The 19,130-nt window shown below is 66.7% G+C and carries 17 protein-coding genes; 1 reads left to right on the top strand and 16 read right to left on the bottom strand.

The window, feature by feature from the left end; translation table 11 throughout:
- Positions 1-198: 198 nt before the first annotated feature.
- From ASF16_RS00340 to ASF16_RS00325, 4 genes are all read right to left on the bottom strand, one after another.
- On the bottom strand, positions 199-621 hold the full coding sequence (locus ASF16_RS00340) for a BLUF domain-containing protein (RefSeq protein WP_056161345.1): 423 nt from the start codon (positions 619-621) through the stop codon (positions 199-201).
- Positions 622-624: 3 nt separating this feature from the next.
- Entirely contained in the window at positions 625-1,350 is a 726-nt protein-coding gene (gene folE / locus ASF16_RS00335) for a GTP cyclohydrolase I (protein ID WP_056161343.1), read from the bottom strand.
- A gap of 266 nt (positions 1,351-1,616) precedes the next feature.
- Positions 1,617-2,858 carry a cardiolipin synthase ClsB gene (gene clsB / locus ASF16_RS00330; protein WP_082516663.1) on the bottom strand — a complete coding sequence of 414 codons (1,242 nt, stop codon included), beginning with the start codon at positions 2,856-2,858 and terminating at the stop codon, positions 1,617-1,619.
- Positions 2,859-3,000: 142 nt separating this feature from the next.
- Positions 3,001-3,738, bottom strand: coding sequence for an endonuclease/exonuclease/phosphatase family protein (locus ASF16_RS00325; RefSeq protein WP_056161341.1), 738 nt, complete (start codon positions 3,736-3,738; stop codon positions 3,001-3,003).
- A gap of 115 nt (positions 3,739-3,853) precedes the next feature.
- Between ASF16_RS00325 and ASF16_RS00320 the strand changes: the two genes are divergently transcribed.
- Entirely contained in the window at positions 3,854-5,605 is a 1,752-nt protein-coding gene (locus tag ASF16_RS00320) for a response regulator (RefSeq protein WP_056161339.1), read from the top strand.
- A 33-nt stretch (positions 5,606-5,638) separates the two neighbouring features.
- Here the strand turns inward: ASF16_RS00320 and nudB are convergent, their stop codons facing one another.
- The 12 genes from nudB to ASF16_RS00260 all read right to left on the bottom strand — a co-directional run bounded on the left by nudB (position 5,639) and on the right by ASF16_RS00260 (position 19,091).
- On the bottom strand, positions 5,639-6,118 hold the full coding sequence (nudB, locus tag ASF16_RS00315) for a dihydroneopterin triphosphate diphosphatase (protein ID WP_056161337.1): 480 nt from the start codon (positions 6,116-6,118) through the stop codon (positions 5,639-5,641).
- Positions 6,118-8,790, bottom strand: a complete 2,673-nt coding sequence (locus tag ASF16_RS00310; protein WP_082516661.1) for a cache domain-containing protein — start codon at positions 8,788-8,790, stop codon at positions 6,118-6,120. The genes nudB and ASF16_RS00310 overlap by 1 nt, the downstream gene beginning before the upstream one ends.
- 168 nt (positions 8,791-8,958) lie before the next feature.
- The gene (locus ASF16_RS00305) at positions 8,959-9,768 is read right to left on the bottom strand and encodes a curli production assembly/transport component CsgG (RefSeq protein WP_056161333.1); all 810 of its coding nucleotides are present in this window, start codon (positions 9,766-9,768) and stop codon (positions 8,959-8,961) included.
- Between the two features lie 146 nt (positions 9,769-9,914).
- Complete coding sequence (gene aspS, locus ASF16_RS00300) at positions 9,915-11,720, bottom strand: aspartate--tRNA ligase (protein WP_056161331.1); 1,806 nt, start codon at positions 11,718-11,720, stop codon at positions 9,915-9,917.
- Between the two features lie 41 nt (positions 11,721-11,761).
- On the bottom strand, positions 11,762-12,385 hold the full coding sequence (locus tag ASF16_RS00295) for a DUF502 domain-containing protein (RefSeq protein ID WP_056161329.1): 624 nt from the start codon (positions 12,383-12,385) through the stop codon (positions 11,762-11,764).
- 12 nt (positions 12,386-12,397) lie between these two features.
- Positions 12,398-12,760 (bottom strand): FmdB family zinc ribbon protein, encoded by a 363-nt coding sequence (locus ASF16_RS00290; RefSeq protein ID WP_056161327.1) that lies wholly within the window; start codon positions 12,758-12,760, stop codon positions 12,398-12,400.
- Between the two features lie 126 nt (positions 12,761-12,886).
- Entirely contained in the window at positions 12,887-14,332 is a 1,446-nt protein-coding gene (locus ASF16_RS00285) for a sodium:solute symporter family protein (protein ID WP_056161325.1), read from the bottom strand.
- A gap of 81 nt (positions 14,333-14,413) precedes the next feature.
- Positions 14,414-15,997 (bottom strand): ubiquinone biosynthesis regulatory protein kinase UbiB, encoded by a 1,584-nt coding sequence (gene ubiB, locus ASF16_RS00280; protein WP_056161323.1) that lies wholly within the window; start codon positions 15,995-15,997, stop codon positions 14,414-14,416.
- Positions 15,994-16,617 carry an SCP2 domain-containing protein gene (locus ASF16_RS00275; protein WP_056161321.1) on the bottom strand — a complete coding sequence of 208 codons (624 nt, stop codon included), beginning with the start codon at positions 16,615-16,617 and terminating at the stop codon, positions 15,994-15,996. Before ASF16_RS00275 ends, ubiB begins: the two co-directional genes overlap by 4 nt.
- 55 nt (positions 16,618-16,672) lie before the next feature.
- Positions 16,673-17,719: a Tim44 domain-containing protein gene (locus ASF16_RS00270; protein WP_056161320.1), complete on the bottom strand. Its 1,047-nt coding sequence runs from the start codon at positions 17,717-17,719 to the stop codon at positions 16,673-16,675.
- A 36-nt stretch (positions 17,720-17,755) separates the two neighbouring features.
- Positions 17,756-18,487: a bifunctional demethylmenaquinone methyltransferase/2-methoxy-6-polyprenyl-1,4-benzoquinol methylase UbiE gene (ubiE, locus tag ASF16_RS00265; RefSeq protein ID WP_056161318.1), complete on the bottom strand. Its 732-nt coding sequence runs from the start codon at positions 18,485-18,487 to the stop codon at positions 17,756-17,758.
- Between the two features lie 181 nt (positions 18,488-18,668).
- Complete coding sequence (locus ASF16_RS00260) at positions 18,669-19,091, bottom strand: gamma-butyrobetaine hydroxylase-like domain-containing protein (protein WP_056161316.1); 423 nt, start codon at positions 19,089-19,091, stop codon at positions 18,669-18,671.
- Between the last annotated feature and the right edge of the window lie 39 nt (positions 19,092-19,130).

Genomic DNA, 19,130 nt, shown 5'->3' with positions numbered 1-19,130 from the left:
TGGAACTGCGGCCGTGTGGCGCGCGAACAGTCAGTGAGGAGACGTGCCATGCCACCCGCACGGCGCATGCAACTGGCGCTGTCCCAGCCAGCAGCCACCGTGCAAGGGCCGCCCCGCCGCACTGGTGGCGTCCCCTGCCCGCATTGCGCAGCAATGCGAGAGCGGGGGGAAGGCGCGCAGCGACTCAGGGGGGTGTTCCTAAGCTCTACCGATGATGGACGCGGTGGCCATCAGTTCTTCGAGCAGCGCGAACGACACCTTGCCCGACACCGCATACGGGTCGAGTTCGGGCTTTTCGGAGTACTTGAGCAGGATCGAATGGTTGATCTTGGACAGGTTCACCTGCCCCATGGTCCAGCCGCCGAAGCGGCGCTCCGCAATCTCTTCGTAGTGCAGCAGCTCCACGTTCTTGTGGCGCGCATCCTTCTGGATGTGGCCGTACAGGTCGCTCACCGCGGAGCGCCCGCCTTCGATGGCCTGCAGGAACACGCCACCGCCGTAGCACAGCACGCCGGTGATGCCGCAGCCCGGGTTGTGCTGGCGCGATTGCGTGAGGATGGCTTCGATGGCTGCGGGAGAGGTGTCCACAGCGCGGCTGGCGTAAAGCAGGCGTACGAGCATGGGTCAGTTCTTTCCGGGGATGAGGGACAAAAATTCGCGGCGCAGCGCGGGGTCCTTGAGGAACACGCCACGCATCACCGAGTTGATCATCTTGCTGTCCATCTCGCGCACACCGCGCCAGGACATGCAGAAGTGGCTGGCCTCCATCACGATGGCCAGGCCGTCGGGCTGGGTCTTTTCCATGATCAGGTCGGCCAGCTGCACCACGGCTTCTTCCTGGATCTGTGGGCGGCCCATGACCCAGTCCACCAGGCGCGCGTATTTGGACAGGCCGATCACGTTGGTGTGCTCGTTGGGCATCACACCGATCCAGATCTTGCCGATGACCGGGCAGAAGTGGTGGCTGCAGGCGCTGCGCACGGTGATGGGGCCGACGATCATCAGCTCGTTCAGGTGCTCGGCGTTGGGAAACTCGGTGATGGGCGGCTGGGCGACGTAGCGGCCTTTAAACACCTCGTTCAGGTACATCTTGGCCACGCGCCGCGCGGTGTTGTTGGTGTTGTGGTCGCCGTCGGTGTTGATCACCAGGCTGTCGAGCACGCCCTGCATCTTGACCTCGACCTCGTCGAGCAGCTTCTCCAGCTCGCCGGGCTCGATGAACTCGGAGATGTTGTCGTTGGCATGAAAGCGCTTGCGGGCCGCTGCGAGGCGCTCCCGGATCTTGATGGAGACAGGCGTGCCTTCATCCGGCGGAGTGGGCGTCATATCGGCGGCAGTGGGGCTGGACATGGCCAGAATCGTAACAGCGAATGACACACCTCAGATTTCAAGGGGTTTTGGCCTCTACCGCTTGATAGGCAAGCGCTAGCAGCTATTAAATTCATAGCATTCCATACAGACAGGTACCGAACCCCTTCCTGGACATTGCCTTCCCCGCGAACTCTGCAACCGGCGCGCCCCCACACCAGTGCCACCGTGGAACCGGCTTCGCCGGGCCACCGGTGGCGTACCCCTGAGGGGGAAGCGGCGCAGCCGCTCAGGGGGCTCAACAGGCTTCAATAACTTTTTCCGGTGATCCACAGCGCCAGGCGCATCAGGCCGAACGCGATGCGGTCCAACACCCGCTGGCGCAGCGGGCGGCCCGCGTAGCGCGCGGGGTCCATGCGACGGCCGGCGTGCTGCATGGCGTCCACCAGGCGCTGGCGCAGGTCGGCGGCAAAGGCGGCGTCTTCCACCACAACGTTGGCCTCGCGCGCCAGCAGCAGGCTCAGGGGGTCCAGGTTGGACGATCCCACCGTGGCCCAGGGCCGCTCGCCCATGGCATCGACCACCGCCACCTTGGCGTGCAGAAAGCTCGGCGCGTATTCATGGATCTCCACGCCCGCATCCAGCAGCGCGCCGTACACCGGCCGCGCCGCGTGGTACTGCATGAAGTACTCATAGCGCCCCTGCAGCAGCAGCCGCACACGCACGCCGCGGCGCGCCGCCATCACCAGCGCGCGGCGCAGCTTGCCGCCGGGCATGAAGTAGGCGTTGGCGATGATGACCTCGTGCCGCGCCGATCCGATGGCGCGGCGGTAGGCCTTTTCGATGCGGCTGCGGTTGCGCACGTTGTCGCGCAGCACCAGCGCGGCGCGCATGGGGGGCGTGGCGTCGTCCGCCGCCTCGGCCGCATGCTTGGCGGCACTGGCGACGCGCAGGGCCTGCAGCGCCTCGGGCAGGCGGCGCTCGCGCGCGTCGCGCACGGCCTGCATGCGCCACCACAGCTGGTCCATGGTCTCGCTGGCGCTGGTCACCAGGCTGCCGGAGGCCTGCACGGCAAAATCGAAGCGCGGTGCATCGAGCCGGCCATAGTTGGGGTCGTGAAAATCATCCAGCACGTTGATGCCGCCGCAAAACAGCATGCAGCCGTCCACCACGCACAGCTTGCGGTGCAGGCGGCGCCAGCGGTGCGGCAGCAGCAGGCCCAGGGGCCCCAGCGGCGAGTACACGCGGTACTGCACGCCAGCGTCCGTGAAGCGCTCGGCCCACTCGGGCGGCAGGGCGCCGGTGCCCACGCCGTCCACCACCAGCTGGGTGCGCACGCCGCGCGCTGCAGCCCGCATCAGCGCCTGGGCCACATCGGCCCCGGCACTGGTGAAGTCGAAGATGTAGGTCTCGAACTGGATGTCCGACAGCGCAGCATCCATGGCCTGGACCAGCGCGGGGAAAAGCTCCTCTGCCCCCTGCAGCAGGCGCACCCGGTGGTCGTCAGAAAACTCAGTTCTTTTGTCCGGAAACATCAGCTTCTTTCTCATCGCACCCCTCTACCGTGCAACGGATCGCCAGCCATCGTGGAACGTGGCGCGACCCACGCCAGTGCCACCGTGGAGCTGGCTTCGCCAGGCCACGGGTGGCGTCCCCCTGCGGGGGAAGGCGCGAAGCGACTCAGTGGGGCTTTCACAGCCTGAATTCAGCGATGAGCGGAAGGTGGTCGGACATGCGCCACCAGATGCGGCCCCGCGGCACGTGCAGCGACAGCGGGGTGAGGCCGCGCACATACACGTGGTCCAGCTGGGCCAGCGGCAGCCGTGCGGGGTAGGTGAAGGCGCGCGGCGCGTCGAACTCGTACAGCGCAAACCCCGCCAGCATGCGCTTGATCTGCAGGCCCCAGTCGTTGAAGTCCCCGGCCACCACCACGGGTGCGTCGGGCGGCACTTCGCGCTCGATGAAGCGCTGCAGGCGCTCGATCTGGCGGACGCGGCTGCCGGGAATGAGCCCCAGGTGCACGACGATCACATGGATGCGGCGCCCGTGCGCGTCCACCTCCACATGCAGCAGGCCGCGCTGCTCGAAGCGGTGGTCGGAGATGTCCTCGTGCTGGTGCCCGATCACCGGCCAGCGGGACAGCAGCGCGTTGCCGTGTTCGCCGTGCTTGGTGATGGCGTTGGTGCGGTACACCGCCTCATAACCTTCGGGCGCCAGGTACTCGGCCTGGGGCAGCTCGGGCCAGCGCTGGAAGTACGTCGCCTCCCGCCGGTGGAGCTTGCGCACCTCCTGCAGACACACGATGTCGGCATCGAGCTGTTCCACCGCCAGGCCCAGGTTATGGATCTCCAGCCGGCGCGCCGGGCCCATGCCCTGAACGCCTTTGTGAATGTTGTAGGTGGCCACCCGCAGAATGTCGTCGTGTTCCATGGCCCGATTGTGTCGCATGCCGCATACGCTGCGGGTTTGTCCGACACCGTGGCCACCGGACGCGCCTTACACTTGGTTGCATACAACTTCCCGCCACGGCGGTTCGGTACACACCTTGGCTACCGAAAACGATTCCTCCGCCGCTGCTCCGGTTCTGGCGCTGATTGTCGACAGCAATGCCACATCGCGCAGCATCCTGGTGGGCCAGCTGCGCGAGTACGGAGTCAACCGCATCGTGCAATGCAGCCGCGTGCAGGACGCGCGCAGTCGGCTGGAGCACACCGTGTTCGACTACGTGCTGTGCGACCAGTACTTCGGCGAGGCCGGATACTCGGGCCAGACCCTGCTGGACGACCTGCGGCGCGCCCAGCTGCTGCCCTTTTCCACGGTGTTCTTCATGGTCACGGCCGAGGCATCCTACGCCGCCGTGGCAGAGGCTGCGGAGTCGGCGCTCGACGGCTATTTGCTCAAGCCCTTCACCCCGAGCGCCCTCTTCGAGCGCCTGAGTCTGGCGCGCCTGCGCAAAGTGCACCTCAAACCCATCTTCGACGCCATCGAGGCGGAGGATTTCGAAAGCGCCGCGCGCCTGTGCGTGGAGCGCTTCGAGGCACGCAAGCCCTACTGGCTGTACGCGGCGCGCATCGGCTCAGAGCTGCTGCTGCGGCTGTCGCGCCACGACGAGGCGCGCACGCTGTTCGAGGCCGTGATCGCCGCGCGCGCCCTGCCCTGGGCCAAGCTGGGCGTGGCGCGTGCGCAGATCGAGTCCGGCCAGGCGGCGCGGGCCGTCACCACCCTGCAGGAGCTGATCGGTGACGATGCCTCATTTGCCGACGCCTACGACGTACTGGGCCGGGCGCAGGTGGAGCTGGGCAACTTCTCGCAGGCCATCGAGACCTACCGCACGGCCAGCGGCCTCACCCCGGACTCGGTGGTGCGGCTGCAGAAGCTGGGGATGATGTCGTACTACATGGGCGACCGCGAGACCGCGACCAAGGTGCTGGCGCGGGCGGCCATCCTGGGCATCGACTCCAAGCTGTTCGACTTCCAGTCGCTGGTGCTGCTCACCTTCGCGTACTTCGCGGAGAACGACCGCAAGGGCATCGAGCGCTGCATGGCCGATTTCGGCCGCATCCTGGAGCGCCACCCGTCGAGCGTGCGCATCCAGCGCTTTGCCAGCGTGGCGCGCACACTGCAGCTCATCCAGCAGCGGCAGTTCTCGCAGGCGGTGGAGTCCGTGCGCAGCATGGCAACCGAGATCACCTCCAGCACCTTCGACTTTGAGGCCGCCTGCAACCTGGGCAGCCTGCTGGCCGTGCTGGCGGTCACGTCCATCGACTTGTCCGAGAGCGAAGGCTGGGTGCGCGCGCTGGGCATGCGCTACGCCAACACGCGCGGCCTGACGGAGCTGCTGGCCAACGCCTGCAACGTGCACGCTCCCTACAGCGAGATCGTGCGCGATTGCCTGCAGCAAGTGAACAAGACTGCCGAAACCGCCATGGCCCAGAGCCTGGCCGGCGACCCGGCCGGGGCTGTGGCGCAGCTGATGCAGCATGCCGAGCAGACGCTCAACTCCAAGCTGCTGGACATGTCCCAACAGGTGCTGCTGCGCCACCGCGCCCGCATGGCCGAGCCCGACCCGCTGCAGGACGCCATCGACGCACTCCGCGTGCGCGTGGGCACAGCCCCGTCACGCGCCACCTTGGGGCAGGACAACGACCGCCGCCCCGGCGGCGTGGTGCTGCGCACCCGCGGCAATGCGGACGAGCCCTCGCGCATCGCGGCGGCACCGCGAGACAGCCTGACCTTTGCGGCCGCGCCGGAAGACCTGGTGGACCCGTCCGATCCCCTGCGCCTGCGGCCACCGTGATGCACCGCGTGCATGCCCTGCGCGGCGGCCACGCTACACAAAACGCGGCAGCAGCAGGCAGGCTTCGGCGTTGGAGGCTGAAAAGCAGCGGTCGGCCGCATCGCGCCATGGCAGCCATGCGCAGGCCACGTGTTCGCGCGGGCTCAGCACCACCGGCGTGTGCTCGGGCACGCACAGCCCGAACACGCGTTCGCGGTTGAACACCACGCCGGGTGCGTAGCGGTGGCGCCACTGCGGCCAGATCTCGTACACGTTCTCCAGGCACCAGTCGGTGAGCACGCAGCCCGGGGCGTTCACGTCGATGCCGGTTTCCTCGCCCACCTCGCGCGCTGCCGTCTCTGCCCAGGGTTCGTCCAGGCGGTCCTTGCTGCCTGTGACGGACTGCCAGTGCTCCATGCCGTCTGCACGCTCGATGAGCATCACGTCGAGTGCTGCCGTATGGATCACCACCAGCACCGATTCCGGGATCTTGAACGGCCGCTGCGCCGCCGCCCCCTCAGATGCCACCGCCATCACGCCGCGGCCAGCAGGGCGTCCACATCCTGCGCGGGCTCATCGGCCAGGGCGCCCAGCGCGCACTGCTCCAGCCATTGCGCAGAGATGCGGCACAGCATGCCCTGCCCTGCTTTGTCACCCGCAGTGGGCACAGGCACCACGGCATCGATGAGGGACACGCCCGAGCCCGCCCCACCCGCCATGGCCACCGGCCGGACGGCGCGCCGGTCCAGGTCCAGCATGGCGCCCAGGGCATCGACCCGCAGGATGAATTCGCGCGCGCTGCCGCCCTCGGGTGCCGGCACACGCACCAGCACCATCTGCCGATGGGGGTCCGTCGTGCGCGAGGCCGCCACGCCCTCTGGCCCCGCCACCACCACGCTGCGCAGGTCCACCACCGAGTAGACCCGCTCGCCAATCTGCGCCAGCCCCAGGAACGGCGCACGCGCCCCGCCCGCATTGAGCACCGTCGCATCGGGCGCCGCCGTCACCACGTGCGCAGCATCCACGCCCAGCCAGTGCGATCCCACCAGGAAGGTCGCCATCTGCACGCGGTGCTCCACCGCAATGCGCGCCGCAGCGACCGGTGTGGCCAGCAGCAGCGCTGCAGGTGACGCCGGGCGGCGTTCGCACAGGTGGCGCAGCACCAGGCAGCTGAGCCCATGGTCGTAGCCATCGCTCACGCGGAACTCCCGGTAGCCCTGCCCGCGCGCCAAGCCCACACCGTACAGGTGGCCCGCCAGCGCCGCCGTGCGATCGCCCTGGCGGCTGGCGGCCACGGTATCGGGTGCCATGACAGCCTGCACATCGCCGCTGGCGCGCAGCACACGGCCTGCCGCATCGACAAATGCCAGCGCGTCGCGTTGGGTGGCGCCCACGCCGCAGTCGTCCAGAATGGATTGCAGCTGGTTGGCAGCGTCCCACACCACGGCGATCCCGCCCAGCACCGGCGCGCTGCTGGTGGGCCCCGCCGTGCCAGCCCGCTGTTCACCGCGCACTGCCGCGGCGTAGACGAACGTGGGGCCCTGGTCATAAAAGCGGCTGTCTTCGTAGCGGCTCACGGTGTAGCCCTGGCTGCCGCGCAGCCGCAGGCTCTGGCGCACCCAGTCTTCGTCCAGCACCGTACCCACCCAATGCGCCTGCGCGGGCTGCGACGCGGCCATCACACGTCCGTCGGCCGCGAACAGCACCAGGCAGGCGTACACGGTGTACAGGCCGTTGATCTCAGCAAGCACTGCCGTAGCCTTGTCACACCCCACGACGCCGGCCTCGAGCGTGTGCGCGAACTGCGGGGTCAGCGCCCACCAGCGGCAGTCGTTGGCGCGCTCGTACAGATTGCGGTCCAGGATCTGCATGGCCAGGGACGCACGGCTTTGCGCGTCGCGCAGCAGCGACTGCATGACCACGCCGTACAAATCCTGCAGCGCGCCGGAAAAGGCCTGGGCCGTCTTGCGGGCCGTGGCGCCGATCTCTGACAGCAGCGTCTTGGCGAACAGCAGCTCGCGCGGCGCGGCGTCTGCGGCATCCGTGCCCTTGCCGGTGCCCAGGTGGTTGAGCTCCAGCAGGCCGTTCCACACCGAACGCTCCAGCGCCGATTGGATGGCGGCCGAGCGCCGTGGAATCTCGCGCAGCTCCTGCGACAGCAGCTCGGCCTGGCCCGCCAGCTCGCCGGGCACCGGGCCCGCCAATGCGCTGCGGTCGTCGTGTTGTGTGGACTCGTCAAACGCCAGGTCCAGCGGCAGCAGCGCCACGCCGCGCCAGCCGGGGCCGCGGTAGCCCTGAAAGCCCTGCGTGTCGCACACCGCCATCAGGTAGCGCCGGCTGGCGTGGCGCACCAGCTGCACACCTGCACCAGAGGCCTGAGGGAGCAGCCAGCCCACGGGCAGCTGCAGCGTATCGCCCGACACCAGCACCTGCCCGCGCGCATCCAGCAGCGCCAGCACCACATCGCTGCCCTGCGCATCATCGAGCTGCACCGAGCCGAAGATGGCCGGCATTTCGTCGGCCAGCTTGAACGCCAGGCACATAACGCCCACCGGCCTGCCGCCAGACAGCACGCGCTGGGCGTACACCAGGGTGGGCTCGGCGCTGCCGCAAAACCCGTGCACCGCGTGGTGCTCCACGTACGGCACATCGCCGCGCAGCACGGACTGCAGGAATGCGTGGTCGGCCTCCTCCTGCAGGCCGCCGCCCGCGTGCGGCACGGCATGCAGGCTGGCACACTGCTGCACAGCGGTGTCGAAGAGAAAAATGTTGTCGTACACCGTGTACTTGCTGGCGTACTCGCGTAGCCGCGACTCGATAGCCGGGCGAAGGTCGGGCGCCGGGTCGCAGAGGTACTCGGCCACGCCGCCATCAGTGGCGAAAAAACCGATGTCCGCCGTGCGCTCGAACAGGTTGCGCACCAGCACGTCGATGCAGACCTGGGCCCGGGCCACAAGGTCGTCGGTGCGGTTTTTGAGGGCCTCGCTGGCCAAGCCGCGCATCAGGTCGGTGGACAGCGCGGCAAAGTCGCGGCGCGCCTGGGCCAAGTCGCCCCCGGACGATGCCTTGGACGACAGCAGCGATAACGACGACAGCAAGGACAACTGGTCCCAGGCGTTTTCGACCAGCCGCAGCTCCTGGCGCTGGTGCTGCGCCGCGGGCATGTACCGCAACCATTGTTCGGGGGAGTTCAGCGATTGGGACACGAGAAAGTCCTTTGTGCGAAGGGTGCGACAGCGCCTGGCCAAACATTGTGCGGCCTGCCCGGCAAAGCACAAACAGACATGTTGCACGGCCGCAGATCGTGCGGTCTCTGCGCTGCGCAGGCGCCGGCGAAGGGCCCGACACCCGCGCTACCCCAACACCCCCAACCGCTACGGCTTGCGCGTCGCCACCGGCGGCGGCAGCTCCTTGGCCTGCAGCAGTTGCACCTGGGTCACCAGCTTGTTGTGCGAGTCGAAGAAGGCGGCGGCGATGACCTTGCCTTCGTTCGTGTTGCTCCAGCCCGCGCCACCCGCGCCCCCCATGCGGCCCCACAGCAGGCCGGCCGCGCCCAGGTCGGTGGTGCGTGCCGCACCGGTGGCGGCGGCCACCTGCTCGGTGGTTTCGTTGTCGGTGAGCAGCAAGGCTGTCTGCGCTTCCTTGAATTTGACCTGCTCGGCCAGACCCGCCAGGCCCGCGATGTCGCGCAGCACGGGGATCATCGCGATCACACCGGCAATGCTGCGGCCCGCGTCCTGCTCGCTGAAGGTGAGGCTGGGGGTCAGCGTGTATTGCGCCTCGTAGCCCTTGCCCTTGGCCACCGTGGAGTTCTGACGCAGCACGCCAGCGTCCTTCAGTTCCTGCTCCTTGATGGTGCCGCGCAGGCCGGCCGCGCGGTCCACCACCCGAAAGCAGCCGCTTTGCTGGGCGATGAGCCGGATCAGCGGCACGGGCGACGCCGGCAGGTTGTAGCTGCTGGACACGGTGTAGCCGTTCGGGTTCTCGGCCAGGGCGAGCGTGGCCACGGGCGCAGGGCAGGTGGTCAGCGCCTTGTCGGCCCCCTGCGCACCGGCAGGCCCTGCCGAGCCGGACACGACCGAGCCGCCCTCGCCCAACTCGGTCTTCTTTTCGCCGCAGCCTGCAACCAGCAAGGCGGCCAGGGCCGCGCCCAGGGCCAGGGATGTCTTCACGGAAGAACGCATGAACGAGCCTCGGTTCGATTCAAGAAATTCAGATGCGACAAGGGCAGCACCATGAAAAAAGCGGTACCAGCCCTGGGGCCGCTACCGCTTTTGTCTCAGGCATGCCCGGTCATGGCAATGACAGGGGTGAAGCCGTTCTACCGGGCTCAGGCCGCTTTGACGGCGTCCACATTGCGCAGGCGGATGTGCAACTCGCGCAGCTGCTTTTCATCCACCGGCGAAGGGGCCTGCGTCAGCAGGTCCTGTGCGCGCTGGGTCTTGGGGAAGGCGATCACGTCGCGGATCGACTCTGCGCCGGTCATCAGCGTGATCAGGCGGTCCAGGCCAAAGGCCAGGCCACCGTGCGGGGGCGCGCCGTACTGCAGCGCGTCCAGCAGGTAACCGAACTTGGCCTGTGCGTCTTCGGGCGTGATCTTGAGGGCATCGAACACCTTCTTTTGCACATCGGCGCGGTGGATACGCACCGAGCCACCACCCAGCTCCCAACCGTTGAGCACCATGTCGTAGGCCTTGGCAATGCACTTGCCAGGGTCCGTGTCCATCAGGTCTTCGTGGCCATCCTTCGGCGACGTGAAGGGGTGGTGCACGGCGGCCCAGCGGTCGTTCTCTTCGTCGTGCTCGAACATCGGGAAGTCCACCACCCACAACGGTGCCCAGCGGCTTTCGAACAGGCCGTTCTTCTTGCCGAAGTCGCTGTGGCCGACCTTCAGGCGCAGCGCGCCGATGGAGTCGTTGACGATCTTTTCCTTGTCGGCACCGAAGAACAGCAGGTCGCCGTCCTGTGCGCCGGTGCGCTTCAAGATCTCGGCGATGGCTGCGTCGTGCAGGTTCTTGACGATGGGGGACTGCAGGCCTTCGCGGCCGTTGGCCACTTCGTTGACCTTGATCCAGGCCAGGCCCTTGGCGCCGTAGATCTTCACGAACTCGGTGTAGGCATCGATCTCGCCCCGCGAGATCTGCGAGCCGCCGGGCACGCGCAGGGCCACCACGCGGCCACCCTTGGTGGTGGCGGGGGCGGAGAACACCTTGAAGTCCACGTCCTTCATCACTTCGGTCAGCTCGGTGAATTCGAGCTTCACGCGCAGGTCGGGCTTGTCGGAGCCGAAGCGGAACGCCGCTTCCTGGTACGTCATGATGGGGAACTCGCCCAGGTCCACGCCCAGTTGCTGCTGGAACACCTCGGTGATCATGCGCTGGAAGATGGCGCGGATCTCTTCCTCGCCCAGGAACGAGGTCTCGCAGTCGATCTGGGTGAACTCGGGCTGGCGGTCGGCACGCAGGTCTTCGTCGCGGAAGCACTTGGTGATCTGGTAGTAGCGGTCGTAGCCGGCCACCATCAGCATCTGCTTGTACAGCTGGGGCGACTGCGGCAGCGCGAAGAACTGGCCGTCGTGCACGCGGCTGGGCACCAGGTAGTCGCGCGCGCCTTCGGGCGTGCTCTTGCCCAGCATGGGCGTCTCGATGTCGATGAAGCCTTCCTTGTCGAGGAAGTTGCGCACCTGGATGGAGGTCTTGTAGCGCAGCATCATGTTGCGCTGCATGTGCGGGCGGCGCAGGTCCATCACGCGGTGCGTGAGACGGGTGGTCTCCGACAGGTTCTCGTCATCCATCTGGAACGGGGGAGTGACCGACGGGTTCAGCACTTCCAGCTCTGCCGCGAAGACTTCCACCTTGCCGCTCGGGATCTTCTCGTTGATGGTCTCAGGCGTGCGGGCTTTGACCACGCCCTTGACCTGCACGCAGAACTCATTGCGCATGCCTTCGGCGCGCTTGAATTGCTCGCCGAGCAGGTCGGGGTCACACACCACCTGCACGATGCCCTCGCGATCGCGGAGATCGACGAAGATCAGTTGGCCGTGGTCGCGGCGGCGATTCACCCAGCCGCACAGGGTGACGGTTTGGCCCATCAGGGCTTCGGTCACAAGACCGCAATAGTGGGAACGCATGGCCATGGCAGAAACTTCCGGCGCCCGAGGGGCGCATTAAAAGGGATTCACTTACCCGGAGAAACGAGCGTGGGGTCCGCCGGAGCGACCACGCCCATGGAAACGATGTATTTGAGGGCTGAGTCCACGCTCATGTCGAGCTCGACGCAGTCGCTCTTGCGCAGCATCACGAAATAGCCGCCCGTGGGGTTGGGCGTGGTGGGCACGTACACGCTCACGAATTCGTCACGCAGGTAGGCCGCGACCTCGCCGTTGGGCGCACCGGTAACGAAGGCCACGGTCCAGACGCCCTCGCGCGGCCACTGCACCAGCACCGCCTTGCGAAACGCGTTCCCGCTTTCGGAGAACAGCGTGTCCGAGACCTGCTTGACGCTGGAGTAGATGGAGCGCACCACGGGGATGCGGTGCACCACCGCGTCGCCCCACTGCACGAGCTTGCGGCCCGCGAAGTTGCTGGCCACCGCACCCACCACCAGCAGGATCAGCAGCGTGAGCACCACCCCGAAGCCGGGTATGTGAAAGCCCAGCACCTTGTCCGGGTGCCACGCGACCGGCAGGATCTGCAGGGTCTGGTCGAGCGTGCTCACGATCCAGTGGAGCACCCACGCCGTGATGACACCGGGCACGATCACCAGGAGGCCGGTCAGCAGCCATTTGCGCATAGCAGACATGTGGGCGCTCGATCAGCTCGTGGAAGAGGTGGAGGAGCCGCCGGTGCTGGCAGGCGTGGGGCTGGCAGCCGTCGATTCTTTCTTGGGGGCGTCGCCAGAGCTGGCGGGTGCTGCCGAATCGGACTTGGAATCGGACTTGGACTCCGTCTTGCCGTCGGCGCCTGGCGCAGCACTGGCTCCGCCGCCACTGTTGCCACCCCGGAAATCCGTCACATACCAGCCCGAGCCCTTGAGCTGAAAGCCCGCAGCCGTCACCTGCTTGGAGAATGCCTCGGCACCGCAGGCAGGGCACACGGTGAGGGGGGTGTCGGAAATTTTTTGCAGCACATCCTTGGCATGGCCGCAGGAGCCGCATTTGTAGGCGTAAATAGGCATGTCAGAGTGTGGAGGGAAAGTGCAAAACCCTCAATTATAGGCGGCGCCATACCCCTACCCTCCAGAGGCGTCGTGCAGGGCGCCTGCGGCAATGCACGCGCCCCGACGCACAGGGTCCGGCGCGCTTTAGTCTGCGCCGACCAGCGGGTGGTGCGGCGAGTGGCTGTTGCGGATGCCCTGCGGGGCGAGCGAGCCCACCAGCATGCCCGCCAGCGCCGCCAGCAGCCCGGCCAGTTGTGCCGGGAAAACGGCACCCACAGGCGTGGCCAGGAACAGCAGCCAGGTGCCCAGGCCCAGCAAGATGGCCGCGATGGCGCCCTGCGTGGTGGCGCGCTTCCAGTACAGGCCGAACACCAGGGGCACGAAGGCACCGACCAGCGGCACCTGATAGGCGCCCGACACCAGTTCATAGATGGAAGTGCCCTGCATGTAGATGGCATAGGCCAGCACGCAGGCGCTGAAGACCAGCGTGGTGATGCGCATGGTGCGCAGGCGCTCCGCATCGGTGCTGTGGGGCTTGAACTGGCGCCAGATGTTTTCGGTGAAAGTCACGCTGGGTGCCAGCAAGGTGGCCGACGCGGTGGACTTGAGCGCCGACAGCAGCGCGCCGAAGAACAGCACCTGCATGATGAACGGCATCTTGGCCATCACCAGCGTGGGCAGTACCTTCTGGGGGTCTTCCTTGAGCAGCGCCGCAGTCTCGCCGGGCATGATGATCAGCGCGCTGGCCACGAGGAACATGGGCACGAAGGCGAACAGGATGTAGCAGATGCCGCCGATCACCGGGCCGCGCGTGGCGGCCTTGATATTGTTGGCCGACATCACGCGCTGGAACACGTCCTGCTGCGGGATGGAGCCGAACATCATGGTGATGCCCGCCGCGATGAAGAACACCACGTCGTGGAACTTGGGCTCGGGCAGGAAGCGGAACAGCTCGCGGCTGGATGCGAACTCGATCACCTTGTCGGCCCCGCCGGCCATGTTGCCAGCGAACACCGCGATCACGGCCAGGCCCACCACCAGGATGATCATCTGGATGAAGTCGGTGACCGCCACCGACCACATGCCGCCGAACAGCGTGTACGCCAGGATGGACACCACGCCGATCGCCATGCCCACCGGAATGCTGATCGCGTCGCCCGACAGCAGGTTGAACACCAGCCCCAACGCCGTGACCTGCGCCGACACCCATCCCAGGTAGCTCAGCATGATGATGAGCGAGCAGACGACTTCGACCGTGCGGCCGTAGCGCTCGCGGTAGTAGTCGCTGATGGTCAAGAGCGTCATGCGGTAGAGCTTGCCCGCAAAGAACAGCCCCACCAGGATCAGGCAGAAGCCCGCGCCGAACGGGTCTTCCACCACGTTGCCGAGGCCCCCTTCGATGAACTTGGCCGGAATGCCCAGCACCGTCTCCGAACCGAACCACGTCGCGAACGTCGTGGTGATGATCATGTACAGCGGCAAATGCCGCCCTGCAATGGCAAAGTCTGCGGCGTTGTTCACGCGCCGGGCTGCGAGCAGGCCGATGCCGATGGTGATCAGCAGGTAAACGATAACCAGGGTCAGCAGCACGGCATGCTCCTCAATGTCGCGAAGTGGAAGGTCATAAAACCGGAAAAAGGGGGAAACCGGGAAAGCCGAGAAACGTGGGGACTAGAACACCCGGAACCGGTACAGCACTTGCAACTGTTGTACCAGCATGAAGAACAGGAAGCCCGCGATGAAACCCACGCCCACATAAATGATGGCGTGCAGCAGCTTGTTAGTGCGCTTTTGCTCGGCCAGCAGCTCCATCAGTTCGCGCCGGTGGTCCTGCGGCTTGTGGCGCAGGTAGTCGTACACCAGCCGCGGCAGCTCCGGCAGCAGCTTGGCGTAGTGCGGCGCCTCGGCGCGCAGTTCGCGCCACAGGCGCTGCGGGCCCATCTGCTCGAGCATCCACTTCTCCAGGAAGGGCTTGGCGGTGCTCCACAGATCGAGGTTGGGGTCCAGCTCGCGGCCCAGGCCTTCGATGTTGAGCAGCGTCTTTTGCAGCAGCACCAGTTGCGGCTGGATTTCGACATGAAAGCGGCGCGACGTCTGGAACAGGCGCATCAGCACCATGCCCAGCGAGATTTCCTTGAGCGGCCGGTCGAAGTACGGCTCGCACACCGCGCGGATGGCCGACTCCAGGTCGTTGACCCGCGTCTCGGGCGGCACCCAGCCGCTTTCGATGTGCAGCTCGGCCACGCGCTTGTAGTCGCGGCGAAAGAACGCCACGAAGTTCTGCGCCAGGTATTCCTTGTCCGATTCGGTCAGCGTACCGACGATGCCGAAATCGAGCGAGATGTAGCGGCCGAAGGTGGCGGGGTCCAGACTGACCTGGATGTTGCCCGGGTGCATGTCGGCGTGAAAGAACCCGTCGCGGAACACCTGGGTGAAGAAGATCGTGACGCCGTCGCGGGCCAGCTTGGGGATGTCCACGCCCGCATCGCGCAGACGGCCGATCTGGCTGATGGGCACGCCGTTCATGCGCTGCATCACCATGACCTCGGCGTGGCAGAAGTCCCAGAAGATCTCGGGGATCAGCACCAGGTCCAGGCCCTGCATGTTGCGGCGCAGTTGCGCGGCGTTGGCCGCCTCGCGCACCAGGTCCAGCTCGTCGTGCAGGTAGTTGTCGAACTCGGCCACCACCTCGCGGGGTTTCAGACGCTTGCCGTCGGCCGACAGGCCTTCCACCCAGCCGGCCATCATGCGCATGAGGCCCAGGTCTTTTTCGATCACGGGCAGCATGCCCGGGCGCAGCACCTTGACGGCCACCTCGCGCTCGATGCCGTGGCGGTCGCGCAGCGTGGCGAAGTGCACCTGCGCAATCGATGCGCTGGCCACGGGCACGCGGTCGAACGAGGTGAAGACCTCGCCGATGGGGCGGCGGTAGGCGCGCTCGATGGTGGCCACCGCGATATCCGGATCGAAGGGCGGAACGCGGTCCTGCAGCCGGGCCAGTTCGTCGGCCACATCGGGCGGCAGCAGGTCGCGCCGGGTGGACAGTACCTGGCCGAACTTCACGAAGATGGGGCCCAGCTGCTCCAGCGCCTCGCGCAGGCGCTGGCCGCGCGGTGCGTCCAGATTGCGCCCCACCGACAGCACGCGCGACACCGCGCGCAGCCAGGGTTTTTGAAAACTGTCGAGCAACAGGCCGTCCAGGCCGTACCGGAACACCACCCACAGGATGGCGCCCCCCCTCACGAACTGCTTCATGCGCCGGACCGGTCTGGGCCGCTGGCGGGCACGTCGTGCACGGGCGGCACGGGCGGCACAGGCACCGGAACCACGGCCGCGTCAGCCGCCGAGGGTGCCATGCGCGCGCCTACGAACTGGCGCAGAGCCTGGGCTGCCTTGCGCGCCACCTGGGCCACGGTGTGGGCCGGGGCATCGCCAATGACGCGGGCGAGGTCTTCCTCGACATCCCAGCGCACGTGGTCGACCAGCCAGTTGATCTCGGCGGCGAGCTGCACGTCGCCTTCGATGCGGATGGTGGGCTTGTCGCCGCGCAGCGCCGTCTGGGCCAGCGCGAAGGGCGAAGTCTCGGTCACTTCGAGCCGCAGGTCGGGGGTTGCGGCCTCGGGCGCCACGTTGAACAGCCCGGCCGGCGTGATCACCAGGGCCATCGAGTAAGCGCGCCACTGAACGCGGGCGATGCGGCCCTTTTGGCGCACCAGGCGGTCCATGGCCTCCTTTTCCTGCATCAGCACGTGGTTGAGGAACAGCACCACACGCTGCTGAACCTCATGCACCAGCCATTGCGGGGGTTGCGGGCCGGCCGCGACGCGCTCGAAAAGGCCGTTCAGAAAAGGAAAAGGGGACTGTGGTGTTGCCATAGTCCCCGATTATTCCCTGAACTGGGCGAGCCCCCAAGAGGGGCGATGCCCTTAATTACTGCAGGGCCTGCACGCCGGCCACCAGCCAGCCGCTGCTGCCAGCCTTGGGCTTGGTCATGTTCCACACTTCGCGGAAGGGGCTCGGGCCTGCCGATGGCTCTTCGCGGATCATGCCGGAGAACTCGACGCTGGCCATGTAGGCCTCGCCCAGGTCCTCGATACCCAGCAGCTGGGCTTCGATCATGACCACATCGGTGTGGTTGGGCTGCACGCCACGGTGCGCTTCGCGCTCGGTCAGCTGGGTGCGGATCTCATCGAGCATGCTGTCGGTCATCATGGACCTGAGCGTGTTGATGTCCGAGCGGTCCCAGGCGGCCTGCAGCGTGACGAAGTTGCGCTTGGCGGCGGACAGGAAGCCGTCGGTGTCGAAGTCGGCCGGCACGCCCCAGTTCTGCGAACCCGACAGGCCCGAACCGATGACAACGCCCGTGCCCGCACCACCCTGCTGTGCGGCCCGCGAGGCATCGAACGCCATGCTGCTGCGCTCCCAAGGGCGAGCAGACGCGTCGTTGCCCACGTTGTTCGGGCTGTACTGCGGTGGCACCTGAGCGGCCGCAGGGGTGGAAGCCCCGGCACCCGCACCTGCACCCTGGAAGGCAAACGGCGCGCCGCCAGCGGCTGCACCGCCGTTGCTGGCACCGCCACCATTGCGCGCGCGCATCACCATCTTGAAGATGGCAAAAGCGGCCACGGCGAGCAACGCAATCATCAAGATATTGGCAAACCCGGCACCCATGCCCAGGGAATGCGCCAGCCAGGCCAGGCCCAGACCGGCGGCCAGGCCACCGAGCATGGCGCCCCAGGGCTTCTTGGCCGCCGCAGCGGCAGGTGCAGCGCCCGCTGCAGCCGGCTTGGCAGCCGCTGCGTTGGTCGCGTTCTGCGCCGGTGCGCCAGGCGTCGCGGGTGGCGTGGCCGACTCGCGCTGCGTCACGTTGCCGGACTGCTTGCCCACCGACTTGCCACCGCCCATACGCCGGGCGTCGGCGTCCGCGTGCGCAAACGCCAGCATCGCTACCAACACCACAGACCAAAGTTTCATCATGAGTTCTCCGTCTCCGTTAATCGCTGAGTGAACCACTCAGCACTTGATTCCAACATGCAAGGCGACGATGCCCCCTGTCATGTTGTGATAGTCCACATGCCCAAAGCCATTTTTTTGCATGAGGCTTTTGAGTTCTTCCTGGCCCGGATGCATGCGGATCGATTCAGCCAGGTACCGGTAACTCGCGTCGTCACCGGCCACCAGCTTGCCCAGCTGAGGCAACACCTTGAACGAATACCAGTCGTACGCCTTCTCCAGCGGCTTGGCCACCTTGGAGAATTCGAGCACCAACAGCTTGCCGCCGGGCTTGAGCACGCGGCACATCTCGGCAATCGCCTGGTCCTTGTGCGTCATGTTGCGCAGGCCGAAGGCCACGCTCACCACGTCGAAATGCGCATCCGGAAACGGCAGCTTCTCGGCGTCGCACACCATCGTGGGCAGCACCACGCCCGCATCGATGAGGCGGTCGCGCCCCACGCGCAGCATGGCTTCGTTGATGTCGGTATGCACCACACGGCCGGTGGCGCCCACCTTCTTGGAAAACGCCAGCGCCAAGTCGCCCGTGCCGCCCGCGATGTCCAGCACCTGGCTGCCTTCGCGCAGGTTGGCCACCATCACTGTGTAGGCCTTCCAGGCGCGGTGCAGGCCGGCCGACATCAGGTCGTTCATCACATCGTATTTGGAGGCGACCGAGTCGAACACGCCGCGCACACGGCGCGCCTTTTCCTGCTCGTCGACCAACTGAAAACCAAAATGTGTGGTGCTCATAAGTTTCATGCTAGGCGCGCGAGCGCCAGAGGTACAGCGACAACCCCGCACTGAAATGGGGCTTGTGTCGCAATTAGGACAACGCTATCGAAGAGAAAACAGCCGCTACCGCTTGCCTATATTGCGCCAGCAGCTCCTCTTTCAATAGCACATCAGTCAACAAGGGCTTGTACGCCGCCCGTCAGTGGCCGCCGCAGGCGTGCCCGCCTGCCCCACCCGCGGGCGCCATCGGCGCGTCGCGGTCCACGCCGGCTGCGGCCAGGCGCTCGGTGTACTGCGTCCACAGCGCGTCCTGTTGTTGCCCCAGCTCGTAGAGGTAGTCCCAGCTGAAGATGCCGCTGTCGTGGCCATCCGAGAACGTGGGCTTGACCGCGTAGTTACCCACCGGCTCCAGGTTGACCAGCGCCACACCGCGCTTGCCGGTCTGCAGCACTTCCTGCCCGGGCCCGTGGCCCTGCACTTCGGCCGAGGGCGAGTACACGCGCATCAGCTCGAACGGAATGCGGAACGTGGCGCCGTCAGAAAACCCGACCTCCAGCACCCGCGATGCCTCGTGCACCGTGATCGCCTGCGGTGTGGGCGCACCCGCTTTCAAACCTGCCATGGATATCCCCTGTGAGAAAACTGTGTGGTGGATTGTGAG

Origin of the sequence: Acidovorax sp. Leaf78 (assembly GCF_001422735.1) — a bacterium.
Taxonomy (GTDB): Bacteria; Pseudomonadota; Gammaproteobacteria; order Burkholderiales; family Burkholderiaceae_C; genus Acidovorax.
This window is presented reverse-complemented; position numbering and strand designations above follow the sequence as displayed.

Excerpts from the sequence above, each read along its gene's own strand:
- ASF16_RS00340 (WP_056161345.1), bottom strand. The coding sequence starts at position 621 with ATGCTCGTACGCCTGCTTTACGCCAGCCGCGCTGTGGACACCTCTCCC.
- folE (WP_056161343.1), bottom strand. The coding sequence starts at position 1,350 with ATGTCCAGCCCCACTGCCGCCGATATGACGCCCACTCCGCCGGATGAA.
- clsB (WP_082516663.1), bottom strand. The coding sequence starts at position 2,858 with ATGAGAAAGAAGCTGATGTTTCCGGACAAAAGAACTGAGTTTTCTGAC.
- ASF16_RS00325 (WP_056161341.1), bottom strand. The coding sequence starts at position 3,738 with ATGGAACACGACGACATTCTGCGGGTGGCCACCTACAACATTCACAAA.
- nudB (WP_056161337.1), bottom strand. The coding sequence starts at position 6,118 with ATGGCGGTGGCATCTGAGGGGGCGGCGGCGCAGCGGCCGTTCAAGATC.
- ASF16_RS00305 (WP_056161333.1), bottom strand. The coding sequence starts at position 9,768 with ATGCGTTCTTCCGTGAAGACATCCCTGGCCCTGGGCGCGGCCCTGGCC.
- aspS (WP_056161331.1), bottom strand. The coding sequence starts at position 11,720 with ATGGCCATGCGTTCCCACTATTGCGGTCTTGTGACCGAAGCCCTGATG.
- ASF16_RS00295 (WP_056161329.1), bottom strand. The coding sequence starts at position 12,385 with ATGTCTGCTATGCGCAAATGGCTGCTGACCGGCCTCCTGGTGATCGTG.
- ASF16_RS00290 (WP_056161327.1), bottom strand. The coding sequence starts at position 12,760 with ATGCCTATTTACGCCTACAAATGCGGCTCCTGCGGCCATGCCAAGGAT.
- ubiB (WP_056161323.1), bottom strand. The coding sequence starts at position 15,997 with ATGAAGCAGTTCGTGAGGGGGGGCGCCATCCTGTGGGTGGTGTTCCGG.
- ASF16_RS00275 (WP_056161321.1), bottom strand. The coding sequence starts at position 16,617 with ATGGCAACACCACAGTCCCCTTTTCCTTTTCTGAACGGCCTTTTCGAG.
- ASF16_RS00270 (WP_056161320.1), bottom strand. The coding sequence starts at position 17,719 with ATGATGAAACTTTGGTCTGTGGTGTTGGTAGCGATGCTGGCGTTTGCG.
- ubiE (WP_056161318.1), bottom strand. The coding sequence starts at position 18,487 with ATGAGCACCACACATTTTGGTTTTCAGTTGGTCGACGAGCAGGAAAAG.
- ASF16_RS00260 (WP_056161316.1), bottom strand. The coding sequence starts at position 19,091 with ATGGCAGGTTTGAAAGCGGGTGCGCCCACACCGCAGGCGATCACGGTG.